This is a genomic window from Proteus hauseri, from assembly GCF_004116975.1.
GTDB classification, from domain to species: Bacteria; Pseudomonadota; Gammaproteobacteria; order Enterobacterales; family Enterobacteriaceae; genus Proteus; species Proteus hauseri.
This window is the reverse complement of sequence record NZ_CP026364.1, coordinates 1,533,571-1,547,450: the sequence shown is the minus strand read 5'-3', so window position 1 is coordinate 1,547,450 and position 13,880 is coordinate 1,533,571. Positions and strand designations below refer to the sequence as shown.

General features: G+C 39.4%; 10 protein-coding genes. 9 read left to right on the top strand and 1 reads right to left on the bottom strand.

From position 1 onward, the window contains the following. Window positions 1-180 precede the first annotated feature (180 nt). Together umoA and PH4a_RS06975 are read left to right on the top strand one after the other, a co-directional pair. Entirely contained in the window at window positions 181-717 is a 537-nt protein-coding gene (gene umoA, locus PH4a_RS06980; protein ID WP_064718384.1) for a UmoA family flagellar biogenesis regulator, read from the top strand. Between the two features lie 281 nt (window positions 718-998). Beyond that, entirely contained in the window at window positions 999-1,859 is an 861-nt protein-coding gene (locus PH4a_RS06975) for an ATP-grasp fold amidoligase family protein (protein ID WP_129038805.1), read from the top strand. A 69-nt stretch (window positions 1,860-1,928) separates the two neighbouring features. On the opposite strand, the gene fdhD is transcribed toward PH4a_RS06975, so the two are convergent. Next, complete coding sequence (fdhD, locus tag PH4a_RS06970; RefSeq protein WP_129038803.1) at window positions 1,929-2,759, bottom strand: formate dehydrogenase accessory sulfurtransferase FdhD; 831 nt, start codon at window positions 2,757-2,759, stop codon at window positions 1,929-1,931. 178 nt (window positions 2,760-2,937) lie between these two features. Here fdhD and fdnG point away from each other — a divergent pair, with 178 nt between their 5' ends. The 7 genes from fdnG to PH4a_RS06935 all read left to right on the top strand — a co-directional run bounded on the left by fdnG (window position 2,938) and on the right by PH4a_RS06935 (window position 13,775). Next, on the top strand, window positions 2,938-5,985 hold the full coding sequence (gene fdnG, locus PH4a_RS06965) for a formate dehydrogenase-N subunit alpha (protein WP_129038801.1): 3,048 nt from the start codon (window positions 2,938-2,940) through the stop codon (window positions 5,983-5,985). Between the two features lie 11 nt (window positions 5,986-5,996). Further along, entirely contained in the window at window positions 5,997-6,935 is a 939-nt protein-coding gene (fdxH, locus tag PH4a_RS06960) for a formate dehydrogenase subunit beta (protein WP_129038799.1), read from the top strand. Then, a complete protein-coding gene (gene fdoI / locus PH4a_RS06955) occupies window positions 6,932-7,591 on the top strand; it encodes a formate dehydrogenase cytochrome b556 subunit (protein ID WP_129038797.1) in 660 nt (219 codons plus the stop codon). Before fdxH ends, fdoI begins: the two co-directional genes overlap by 4 nt. Before the next feature lie 236 nt (window positions 7,592-7,827). Then, complete coding sequence (gene fdhE / locus PH4a_RS06950; protein WP_064718378.1) at window positions 7,828-8,748, top strand: formate dehydrogenase accessory protein FdhE; 921 nt, start codon at window positions 7,828-7,830, stop codon at window positions 8,746-8,748. A gap of 15 nt (window positions 8,749-8,763) precedes the next feature. Then, window positions 8,764-10,155, top strand: a complete 1,392-nt coding sequence (gene selA / locus PH4a_RS06945) for an L-seryl-tRNA(Sec) selenium transferase (RefSeq protein ID WP_129038794.1) — start codon at window positions 8,764-8,766, stop codon at window positions 10,153-10,155. Continuing rightward, window positions 10,152-12,014, top strand: coding sequence for a selenocysteine-specific translation elongation factor (gene selB, locus PH4a_RS06940; protein ID WP_129038791.1), 1,863 nt, complete (start codon window positions 10,152-10,154; stop codon window positions 12,012-12,014). Before selA ends, selB begins: the two co-directional genes overlap by 4 nt. A 114-nt stretch (window positions 12,015-12,128) precedes the next feature. Continuing rightward, window positions 12,129-13,775: an LTA synthase family protein gene (locus tag PH4a_RS06935; RefSeq protein ID WP_129038789.1), complete on the top strand. Its 1,647-nt coding sequence runs from the start codon at window positions 12,129-12,131 to the stop codon at window positions 13,773-13,775. Window positions 13,776-13,880: the final 105 nt, after the last annotated feature.

Genomic DNA, 13,880 nt, shown 5'->3' with positions numbered 1-13,880 from the left:
CATATCAATAAAATACAGGCGGCGAATAATGTTAAAAATATTTTCTCGCTAAAAATACGTCTTTCGATAACCATTTGGAATGAAATATATTGACGGCTAGAAATAAAGGGATTCTTCCGCTTTATTTCAGGGAATAACAACTTTATTTTCTGGCATCATAATGACAATAAAGGAGTGTTTATGTCAGCTAAGTCCCTATTTATAATTCTTTCATTATTAGGATTATCTTTCTTCTGTTTTGCAGAAAATGGTCTTGTGGATAGAACATGGACAGCATCTGGCTTAGATTCTCAAAGTTATCGACAAGCATTAAGACAACCCACAGCAAGTTCTCGTTACACACTTTTCAATATCACGCCGGATATGCCCGTTCCTGGTGGTTCTAGTCATGCAGAACCTCAAGGTATTCGTTATATTGCAATGAAATATGGCCCTTATGGCCAACCTGAATATTATAAAACCTACCAAATTATGTTTACTCACTATTCCAGCAACGGCACTCGTAAAATTCGCTATTTAGGTGAGTTATATACTGTCGTTGGTGATATTTATTTAGTCGATCCTTTTGCTACCACTAATGAATGGCAACGTGGACGTAGCCAAATTATTGAAGAATATTATGAGATATTAGATAGCCACGGAAATAGAACCGGGAAAGGGTTACGTTTTCATAGCTGGGATAGACCTATTAGCGTAACCAAATGGTCTACCAATTAATATACTCTTAATTTATATTTTTTTATTAATCATATCTTAATGTGATTACATTTTTTTATTTTACAATAAAAACATTGATAACATTCGAATATGACTCTAAATATTAAACTGATAAAAAACTTAGAATAAAAACTAATAAAAATATTTTTAAATATAAGGTTAACTAAATTTTCCACCAACACTTGGTTTTTATTTTAAATCATTTTTAAATCTTTTTTTATATAAAGCACATCTATTATCAACATATTAATTTACTTATATATTAAAATAAATATTAACCTATGAAACTATTAGAGTATTATTTCAAACAACTACGTACTGTTTTAGTATCTGATCAAAGCTATTTAAAATATAAATTTATACGTAATTTAGGCTATCAACCAAATTTCATTATACCTATTTCCCTTAATGAAAAAATTAACGCTCGTATGCTTTATGATAGAAATCCTATTTATACTCAATTAGCCAACAAGATAAAAGTACGAGATTATGTTACTGAAAAAATAGGTAAACAGTATCTTGTTCCTATTATTAAAATCTACGCCCATCCAAATGAAATAATATTAGATGAACTCCCTCCTCGCTTTGTTTTAAAATGTAATCATGACAGCGGTAGTGCGATTATTTGTCTTGATAAAAATAACTTTTCATTAGAAAAAGCAAAACAAAAGCTCGCATTTCATTTAAAACGCAATCTTTATCATGTTACTCGCGAATGGCATTATAAAAATATCAAACCACAAATAATTTGTGAAGAGTATATCGACCTCTTTAACACTCAGAGACCAATGGTGCCAACAACTTGCCGAATTCACTGTTTTCAGGGAAATACGCACTATGCTGAAATCGATATCAGCGATACAAAAGGCCATGAATATATCAATGTGTATAATACTCTTTGGCAGCTACAGCCCTTTACTTTAGAAGCGCCTAATACGCCAGTGCACATTGAAGTACCTTCTCAATTTAACAAAATGCTCTCACTAGCAGAAAAGTTAGCACAAGGTTTTATTTATTGTCGGGTAGATTTTTTAATGTCAGAACATACGTTGCTGTTTAGCGAAATAACATTTACTCCAAATGCAGGACGTATGCCGATTAAACCCAAAGAGTGGGATTATAAATTAGGTGAACTATGGTGATAAAAAATCAAATAGGTGCGAAGCGATTACATTAAGCCATTACACCTATTTATAAATCTGTCATTCGCTTTAATCACTCAGTCGTTGAGGATGAGTAAATATCGTTGCTCGCCCACGACGACAGAACCCCACCAGCGTGACATTATATTGATTGGCAACTTCGACAGCTAAAGAGGTTGCAGCCGAAACAGCAAATAGAATTTCCGCACCACACATAGCTGCTTTTTGTACCATTTCATAACTTGCTCGACTTGAAACCAATACCGCACCATCAGTCCATTCTTTTTGTGCTTTTAATCCTATCAGTTTATCAAGCGCCACATGACGACCCACATCTTCACATCCACCTTGCATTTCACCTTCTGGTGATAACCAAACAGCAGCATGAGTACAGCCGGTTAATTCACCGATCTCTTGTACTGTTTTCATCTGCTCTAGCGCTTTATCAAGATGAGAAAGTGAAAAAGTTTGTGTAAAAGGTAATGGCGTAATTGGACGAAAAATCTCTTCTAACTGTTCTGTTCCACAGATGCCACAGCCCGTACGTCCTGTCATATTGCGGCGGCGCGCTTTTAATCCCATAAAGCGCCGGCTCGATAGTTCAACCTGAACTTCAATACCACCGTTACAACTTTCAACAATTTCGATACTGCGAATTTCATTAGAAGACTCTATAATGCCTTCGGATAATGAAAATCCGACAGCAAACAACTCTAAATTTTTAGGGCTTGCCATCATAACAACGTGAGAAATTCCGTTGTACACTAATGCAACAGGAACTTCGAGTGCAATAAAATCACCCTCTTGTCTGTTAAGAGATCCTTTGTGTTGCACAATTGTTTGATCTACGCCAATGATTACACGTTTAGTTAACAATTCTGTCGATTTTGTTTCATCCATAAGATGAATTCCTAAATTTATTAATACATAATAACAATACGGGTAAAAGGATTTTACACTACCTTGCAGGCAATGAACCTGATCCTGTTAATGATAACGGGAATAAAACAAGAATCAGCTCCATTTTCGTGAAGAAAATCAGAGTCAGTAAAAGCAATGTATGATAAGGAGAGACCCCATGCAGGTCAGCAGAAGACAGTTCTTTAAGATCTGTGCTGGCGGTATGGCAGGTACAACGGCGGCTGCACTTGGTTTTGCACCAGCGGTTGCGTTAGCAGGTTCACGCCAGTATAAATTACTACGTGCCCGCGAAACCCGAAATACCTGTACGTACTGTTCTGTCGGTTGTGGACTATTAATGTATAGTCTGGGCGATGGCGCGAAAAACGCAAAAGAAACAATTTTCCATATTGAAGGTGACTCAGACCACCCAGTAAACCGTGGTGCACTTTGTCCTAAAGGTGCAGGTCTGGTGGATTACATCCACAGTAAAGGTCGCTTACAACACCCAGAATACCGTGCACCCGGCTCGGATAAATGGGTGAAATTATCATGGGAAGAAACTTTTGACCGCATTGCGCGCTTAATCAAAAAAGACCGCGACGCCAATTTCCAGAAACTCAACAAAGAAGGTGTTGAAGTCAACCGTTGGTTAACAACAGGTATGCTTTGCGCCTCAGCAGCAAGTAACGAAACTGGGTTTTTAACTCAGAAGTTCTCTAGAGCACTCGGTATGCTCGCTGTTGATAACCAAGCGCGTGTCTGACACGGACCAACGGTAGCAAGTCTTGCTCCAACATTTGGTCGCGGTGCGATGACCAACCACTGGGTTGATATGAAAAATGCCAATCTTATCGTCGTTATGGGCGGTAATGCGGCAGAAGCTCACCCTGTAGGTTTCCGCTGGGCGATGGAAGCTAAAATCCATAATAAAGCCAAATTAATTGTTGTCGATCCACGCTTCACCCGTACTGCGGCTGTTGCGGATTTCTATACGCCTATTCGCTCTGGTACTGATATCACTTTCTTATCTGGCGTGATTTTATATCTGCTAGAAAATAAGAAGTATCAAAAAGAGTATGTAGAGGCTTATACCAACGCCAGCTTGATTGTGCGTGAAGATTATCACTTTGATGATGGTCTATTCAGTGGTTACGACCCAGAAAAACGTCAATATGACAAAACGACTTGGAACTACGAGATGGATGAAAATGGTTTCGCAAAACGCGACACCACATTACAACATCCTCGTTGTGTCTGGAATCTGTTAAAACAGCATGTTAGCCGTTATACGCCTGATGTTGTAACTCAGATTTGTGGCACACCAAAAGAAGATTTCTTAAAAGTTTGTGAATATATTGCAGAGACCGCAGCGAAAGATAAAACAGCGTCTTTCCTGTATGCATTAGGCTGGACTCAGCACACCGTGGGTGCGCAAAATATTCGTACCATGGCGATGATCCAATTACTGTTAGGTAATATGGGTATGGCTGGTGGTGGTGTTAACGCACTGCGTGGTCACTCAAATATTCAAGGCTTAACTGACCTTGGTCTGTTATCTCAAAGCTTACCAGGCTATATGACGCTGCCATCTGAAAAGCAGACTTCATTAGAAACCTACTTAGCAGCGAATACGCCAAAAGCAACAGTACCAGGACAAGTAAACTATTGGGGTAATTATCCGAAATTCTTCGTCAGTTTAATGAAGACTTTCTATGGCGATAAAGCCCAAAAAGATAACGAATGGGGCTTCTCACTGTTACCTAAGTGGGATAAAGCATACGACGTTCTACAATATTTCGAGATGATGGATAAAGGGGAAGTGAATGGCTATATCTGCCAAGGCTTTAACCCTGTAGCGTCATTCCCGAATAAGAACAAAGTGATTCGTTCATTATCAAAACTGAAATTCCTTATCACCATGGATCCGCTCAATACTGAAACTTCTTGTTTCTGGCAAAACCACGGTGAAGAGAACGACGTTAAAACAGAAGAGATCCAGACTGAAGTATTCCGTCTGCCTACTGGCTGTTTTGCTGAAGAAAACGGTTCTATCGTTAACTCAGGTCGTTGGTTACAGTGGCACTGGAAAGGTGCAGATGCCCCAGGTATCGCACTGAGTGATGGTGAAATTCTATCTGGTATTTTCCATCGTTTACGCCAGCTTTATAAAGATGAAGGCGGCGCAATGCCAGAACAAGTGTTGAGTATGACTTGGGATTATTTTGATCCTGATAATCCAACACCAGAAGAAGTGGCTCAAGAGAGTAATGGTAAAGCCTTAGTAGACTTAAAAGATGCTGATGGCAATATCATTGTTAAGAAAGGTCAACAACTTAGCTCGTTTGCTCAGTTACGCGATGACGGTACAACTGCAAGTGGTTGCTGGATCTTCGCAGGTAGCTGGACGCCAGCGGGTAACCAGATGGCTAACCGTGATAACTCAGATCCATCTGGATTGGGTAACACATTAGGTTGGGCATGGGCATGGCCTCTTAACCGCCGTATTATTTATAACCGTGCATCGGCAGACCCACAAGGTCAACCATGGGATCCTAAACGTAAGTTAATCGAATGGGATGGCAGCAAATGGACGGGTATTGATGTACCTGACTATAGCAATGCTGCACCGGGTTCTGATGTTGGTCCGTTTATTATGCAACCTGAAGGTATGGGTCGCTTGTTTGCTATCGATAAGATGGCAGAAGGTCCATTCCCAGAACACTATGAGCCAATTGAAACACCATTAGGTACTAATCCATTGCACCCTAATGTCGTTTCTAACCCAGCTGCCCGTATCTTTAAAGATGACTGGAAAGACATGGGTAAAGCAGAAGAGTTCCCTTATGTTGGTACGACTTATCGTCTGACTGAACACTTCCACTTCTGGACTAAACACGCATTGTTAAATGCAATTATTCAGCCACAACAATTTATCGAAATCGGTGAGCGTTTAGCGGCAGAAAAAGGCATTGTTCAAGGCGATACGGTTAGAGTCAGCTCAAAACGTGGTTATATCAAAGCGAAAGCGGTAGTCACAAAACGTATTAGAACCCTACAAGTCGATGGTCGTAATGTGGATACCATTGGTATTCCTATTCACTGGGGCTTTGAAGGTGTTGCAGTTAAAGGTTTTATTGCGAATACGTTAACGCCATTCGTGGGTGATGCAAATACACAAACGCCTGAGTTTAAAGCGTTCCTTGTTAATGTGGAAAAGGTGTAAGGAGATAAATTATGTCACTGCAATCTCAAGACATTATTCGTCGCTCTGCTACCAATTCTCTTACTCCCGCACCTCATGTGCGGGATTACAAGGAAGAAGTAGCAAAACTTATCGACGTAACAACGTGTATCGGCTGTAAAGCCTGTCAGGTTGCTTGTTCTGAATGGAACGATATTCGCGATAAAATTGGCACTAACGTTGGGGTTTATGATAACCCAACAGATTTAACGGCCAAATCATGGACAGTCATGCGTTTTTCTGAAGTTGAAGAAAACGGCAAACTGGAATGGTTAATTCGTAAAGATGGCTGTATGCACTGTGCAGATCCGGGCTGTTTAAAAGCCTGTCCTGCTGAAGGCGCGATAGTTCAATACGCTAACGGTATTGTGGATTTCCAATCTGAACACTGTATTGGTTGTGGTTATTGTATTGCAGGCTGTCCTTTCGATGTGCCTCGCATTAACGAAGAAGATAACCGCGCTTATAAATGCACATTATGCGTTGATCGTGTTGAAGTTGGTCAAGAACCTGCGTGTGTAAAAACATGCCCAACAGGTGCGATTCATTTTGGTTCTAAAGAATCAATGATCAATCTGGCTAATGAGCGTGTGGAAGAACTTAACACTCGTGGTTATGAAAACGCGGGTTTGTATGATCCACAAGGTGTAGGTGGTACACACGTAATGTACGTACTTCATCATGCTGATAAACCTAATTTGTATCATGGTTTACCAGAAAATCCAGAAATTAGCTCAACGGTTAAATTCTGGAAAGGCATTTGGAAACCACTGGCTGCAGTTGGTTTTGCTGCCACTTTTGCAGGTGCAATCTTCCACTACTTAGGTGTCGGCCCTAACCGAACGACTGAAGAAGACGAAGAAGAAGCGCTTAAAGAGATGGAAGCATCTTCTAAAACACAGGACTCTGTGAATAAAGAGGAGCAAAAATGATGAAGAAGAAAAGTGATAAAATTCTTCGCCATACCGCATCAGAGCGTATTAACCACTGGTTAGTGGCGATAGTTTTCGTATTCACTGCAATCAGCGGATTGGGTTTCTTCTTCCCATCACTGAACTGGTTTATGAATATTTTAGGAACGCCAGAATTATCACGTTTACTCCACCCATTTGTGGGTAGTGTGATGGCATTCCTCTTTATCTTTATGTTCTTCAGATACTTGAAGCACAACTTTATTGATAAAGACGATTTAGTTTGGGCTAAAAATATTCACAAAGTACTGCAAAATGAAGAAGCGGGTGATATTGGTCACTACAACCTTGGTCAGAAAGGAATTTACTGGACATTAAGTATCAGTCTTATTCTGCTGACAGTAAGTGGTGTTATCATTTGGCGTCCTTATTTTGCTGATTATTTCTCTATTCCAGTTATTCGTATTGCATTGCTAGTGCATTCACTCTCAGCAATCTTACTGATTATTACTGTTATTGTTCATGCCTATGCGGCGTTTTGGGTTAAAGGCTCGATTCGTAGCATGATTGAAGGCTGGGTTACACGCGGTTGGGCTAAAAAGCACCATCCACGCTGGTACCGTGAAGTACTAGAAGAAGAGAAAAAAGAAGAAGAGAACAAGCAGTCACAGAAATAAGGTACCAATACTCATTTCTGAACAAACGGAGGCTGAAGTATGCCTCCGTTTTTTTTATTTTATTCTCGTGTTTTTTCATTTTTTTTCGGCGTTAATAATTAATCGTGAAAAAAAACAATAACATGATCTCATCATTACCTACTGTAATGGCTTCAAGTAAGTTTTTGATTTATCCTGATGCCAACAAAAGTAAGTAATAAACTATAAAATTAATGATTATAGGAAGATAGAACGTTATGAGTATTCGCATCGTTCCTAAAGAGCAATTAGGCAAAGAGCAATCAGAGAAAAGTATTAGTTTTATTCCACCAGTACTGTTTCCTAATCTAAAAAATCTCTATCAACGCCGTGCTGAACGTTTTCAAACACTCGCAAAAGATAACCCATTCGCGGATTACCTTGAATTTGCCGCTGAGGTTGCTAACGCGCAAGAAAAAGCGCTACATGATAATCCTCTAGAGCTCGACTTAGCACCACTGTTAACGCAGCAAGCCAATAAAGCACCTTTGGATAGAAAAACATTTCAGCGCACTAAACACTGGCATAAATTACTAACATCTATCATAGCGGAACTTATCACCGTAGTGCCTGAAAATGCGAAAGTTGCATTAGAAAATCTGTCAAAAGCCTCTGAAAATGAGCTTGAAGAGATGGCAACGGCATTACTCAACGATGAATATTCAAAAGTTTCAGCAGATAAATCTGTTTTTATCTGGGCTGCTTTATCTCTTTATTGGGCACAGCTTGCGGCCAATATTCCGGGGAAAGCGAAAACAGAATATGGCGAAAATCGTCAATTCTGCCCAGTTTGTAACAGTATGCCTGTTGCTAGCATGGTACAAATCGGCACCACCCAAGGTTTACGCTATTTACACTGTAATTTATGTGAAACCGAGTGGCATGTTGTGCGCATTAAATGCACCAACTGTGAACTCACAGGTCAACTAAACTACTGGTCGCTTGATAGTGAAAAAGCGGCGGTGAAAGCAGAAAGCTGTGGTGATTGCGGCAGTTATCTGAAGATTTTATATCAAGAAAAAGATGCCAATGTTGATGCGGTAGCTGATGATCTGGCATCAATTATTCTTGATGCAAAAATGGAAGAAGAGGGCTTTGCCCGCAGTAGTATTAACCCATTATTATTTCCGAATGAATAATTATTAGGTAATAGCATGACAAATGATACGCGCTCACTCTACAGCCAACTGCCATCTATCGATAAATTACTGCATCAAGCCGATATTCAAGCGCTCATCGCTTCTTATGGGCAGACATTTATTGCAGAGCACTTACGAAAATTACAAGAAGAAGCGCGTATCATTATTCGCCAAGAAGGTAGCCTTCCTCAGTGGCATAGCCATTGGGCTGATGAATTACAAAACCGTATTTTTCAACAGCGAAAATCATCGATTAAACCAGTATTTAATTTAACAGGCACTGTACTACACACAAATTTGGGTCGTGCATTAATGGCAGAGTCCGCTATTGAAGCAGTAAACCAAGTTATGCGCTCAGCTGCCACGTTAGAATATTCACTTGATGGCGCTTCGCGGGGTCATCGAGACCGCGCTGTTGCTGATTTGCTTTGTGAATTAACAGGTGCGGAAGATGCTTGTATCGTTAATAACAATGCAGCAGCTGTTTTACTGATGTTAGCAACCGTTGCCCCAAATAAAGAAGTCGTGGTTTCTAGGGGAGAACTCGTTGAAATTGGCGGTGCTTTTCGTATTCCTGATGTAATGACACAAGCAGGTTGTACTTTAAAAGAAGTGGGCACAACCAACCGCACACACTTAAAAGATTACCGCAACGCGATTAATGAAAATACGGGATTACTGATGAAGGTACACACCAGTAATTACTGTATTCAAGGATTTACTGCCGAAGTCCATGGTGAAGAACTCGCGACACTAGGTAAAGAATTGGGTCTCCCTACTGCTATCGATTTAGGTAGTGGCTCTATGACCGATTTATCACGCTTAGGTTTACCCGCTGAACCTATGCCGCAAGACTATTTACAACAAGGCATTGATCTAGTGACTTTTTCGGGTGATAAGTTATTAGGTGGTCCACAAGCGGGGATCATTTTAGGTAAAAAAACGTGGATTGAGGCTATTCAGCGTCATCCTCTTAAACGTGCATTACGGGTTGATAAAATGACATTAGCTGCATTAGATGCCACTTTACGCCTGTATCAACAGCCAGAAAAAATGGCTATTGAAATTCCGACATTACGTTTGTTGACTCGGACACAAACAGAAATTAATGATATGGCGCAACGGTTACTGCCTTATTTTCAGGCATATTATGGGGAATATTACCATATCAACATCTCCTCATGCGCTTCACAAATAGGTAGTGGTTCATTACCTATTGAAAGCTTACCGAGTGTAGCACTGACATTTGAAGCCAAAGAAGGAAAAGGCAGCCAATTAGAAGCATTAGCTGCGCAGTGGCGTCATCTAGAAAAGCCCATTATTGGCCGTATTACAGAGGGTCGCTTGTGGCTTGATCTACGCTGTCTTGAGGATGAAAATGCATTAATACAGGCACTTTTACTATGATTTTTGCTACAGCAGGTCACGTTGACCACGGAAAAACCACATTAATACAAGCTATTACTGGCGTAGATACGACTCACTTACCTGAAGAAAAAAAACGTGGCATGACAATAGATTTAGGTTATGCCTATTGGCCTCAACCTGATGGTACATCTATTGGTTTTGTTGACGTTCCTGGGCATGAGAAATTTCTCTCTAATATGCTTGCGGGTGTTGGTGGTATTTCTCACGCTTTACTTATTGTGGCTTGTGACGATGGTGTTATGGCACAAACCATCGAACATGTTTCTATTCTTCGCCTTGCTGGTTGCCCTCAAGTTACCGTTATTCTTACAAAAGCAGATCGCGTCTCAACACAACGTATTGACGAAGTTCGCCAACAAGTTAGTGATTTTTTAGCAAATTTAGGTTGGCATGATGTTTCTATGTTTATGACGTCGGCACCCACTGGCGAAGGAATTGCTGAATTACGCGATTACTTAGTTACCTTGCACCAGCAAGAGCAACAACACCCTCAATGGCATAAACGTTTTCGATTAGCGATAGACCGTGTCTTTAGTATTAAAGGGGCGGGATTGGTGGTTACAGGTACCGCACTTGCTGGACAAATCTCCGTTGGTGAAACTTTCTGGTTAACTGGTGCGGATAAACCCGTCAGAATAAGAGCTCTTCATGCTCAAAATCAGCCTGTAGAAAGTGCGGGAGCAGGTCATCGTATTGCCATCAATATCACAGGAGATATTAGTAAAGATAATGTCTCTCGTGGTGATTGGTTACTATCACAAGAACCTAATTATCAGGCTCACAAAGTATTAGTGAGTTTAATAACAGATGAACCATTAAAACATTGGCAATCTGTTCATGTTCACCACGGAACACGCCATATTACGGGACGAGTTTCGCTGCTTAATGACGAAAATGATACGCCACAATTAGCTGAGCTTATTCTCGATACACCACTTTGGTTGGTGGATAACGACCGCCTTATTCTTCGAGATATTGGTGCACAACGCACTTTAGCGGCTGCAAAAGTTTTACATTTACATTCTCCACGCCGAGGGAAGCGCCAAGATGAATTTTTAACCTGGCTACATGCGCTTGATAATGCAGCTGATGAGCGTGAATATTTACAATTATGTTTACCCAAAGGTGAATTATTACTCAGTCAATTTTCTTGGGCTCAACAATTAACAGAGACGGCACTTAATCAACTTTTATCTACTGTAGATATAGTGTCAGCGGCAGGCGTTATTCTTTCTCAACAAAATGCGCAAAATGCTAAACAAAAACTATTAAATACCCTTGAAGAATATCACCAACAACATAATGATCAGATGGGTGTAGGTCGTTCACGATTAAAACGTATGGCGTTGCCAACTTATCACGATGAAATTGTCTACAGCTTAATTGAGCAGTTGTTAAACGCTGGAGCCATCAATCAAAGTCGTGGCTGGCTTCATTTGCCATCACATGGTTTAGCTTTTTCAGCAGAACAAGATGCGTTGTGGCAAATAGCTAAAGTTTACTTTGAGCAATCAGAGCCTTGGTGGGTACGTGATCTTGCTGATAAAATGAAAAATGATGAAAAAATCGTGCGTTCTTTATTACGCAAAGCCGCACAGTTAGGATTAATAATTCCTATTATCGCAGATCGTTACTATACTCATAAGTCCATAGAACAATTTGCATCCATCATCATCAAATATAATGAAACCAATGGTAGTGTGACAGCGGCAGATTTTCGTGATGAATTATCTGTTGGGCGCAAATTAGCAGTACAAATTTTAGAGTATTTTGATCGCACTGGATTTACCCGTCGTAAAAAAGACCTCCATATTCTACGGGATAAAGGATTATTCTAATTACTGGTTTTATCCTCTTTGGCTGAATACCCTATTCAGCCAATTTAAGGTAATCCCCTGCGATATTTGTAATAATCTCATCATAATAACTTGTTACTATGCTCGGAAAGAGATATGAAAAAACTATCAGGGTACACATACCTTGCACTAATTCTTATTGCTTCTCTATTTATTGTCTTTGAGAAAGCTAATCTCATTTATACCGCTTTACTTTCTGTTAGTGCTTATTTCATCCTATTCGCCATCTTTTTTATATTATCAGCTCGTTACTTATTTGCCGCAGTAACAACAGGCACACTGTTTATTATCATTAAATTTATTAGCCAACTTAAGGTGCATTATTATAAAGAACCCTTAATGTTCTCAGATATTAACCTAGCCCTTGATAGCTCGAATCTGGGTACCTTAGGCCATTATTGGGAAGCTGGTGTTGCATTAATTGTAATGCTAATTTGGTTACTGATTAATATGTTGGTTTCTTGGCGCTTCTCTAAAAAATCTAATTTAAAATTACGTATTAGTGCAATCTTACTAATAGTTATTGGATTAATATCAGCACATTTTACAGTGGAAAAATGGCAAACAACATGGGAAGGAACATTACCTGGCGGTAAAGGAACGGTAACTAATTTAATCATGTCTGGTTATCAAACAACCTATTCTCCTCCTTATTACAATGAAAAGGCAGATTACTTTCTTGAAAAAGCGGCCAATATCAACCTGCCAGAAACACAAACAGCAATAAAGCCAGATATTGTTGTCTTGCTACAAGAATCCACCGTAAATCCAGCTATTTATCAATTCAATAAAGATGTGACTTTACCCGATCTGTTTATGTTTAAAAAAGATGTGGGCGTTAGTGCACAAAGCCCATTACGTGTACAAACCTTTGGCGGCGGCACTTGGCTTTCTGAATTTTCTGTATTAACAGGATTAAATACAGATGACTTTGGTTCACGTAAAAACTCCGTTTTCTATTTTGTTGTAGATAACTTAAATGAAAGTCTATTTCGCCAACTAAAATCTGAAGGTTACTACACTGTATTGCTTACACCATTTAATCGTAGCGCTTATCATGCTGGATATGCTTACGGAGAAATGGGAATTGATGAAATTATTCAACCTCAAGAACTAGGATATCCCGGAAGTTTAGAAGAGAATTTATGGACTATCTCCACAAAAGATATGTTGGGTTATCTTAAAGAGGTATTAAAAACACACACAGATAAACCACTATTTGTGTTCTCATTAACCATGTATGAACATGGCCCTTATAATGAATCTCATAGTGATGATTATCAAATCACAGGCCAAACTGAAAGTCGTAATGCACCAGGTAAATTTAGCCACTATATGGAAAAAATCATCAATAGTGATCCAGCTATAGAAGATTTCGCTCACTTTGTTGCTCAACGAGAAAGACCAACGTTATTTCTCTATTTTGGTGATCATCAACCTAATATTGAGTTAAAAAACTATCAATCTCAATTTTCAGATCCTGCACATATTACTCAATTCACATTACGCGATAATTTAACCCAAGGTGCTACTTTATCGACAGGTGAATTAACAGATATCAGTTTCCTTGGTGGAATGTTACTTGAGCGTGCGCGTTTACCTTTATCACCTTTCTATAAAGCAAACATCCAAATGCGCCATTTATGTGAAGGTAAATTAAATGACTGTGAAGATGAAAAACTGATTAATAGTTATAAAAACTATATTTACCAACAACTCAAAGTTGCAGGTGAAAAAGATTAATAGGTTCCTACGCCTTTATTTAAAAAGGTGATCGAGGCTATAAATCTTAAATGATTCATATTTTTCACATTAAACCAAATAAAAAGAGAGGCCAATGATTAGCCT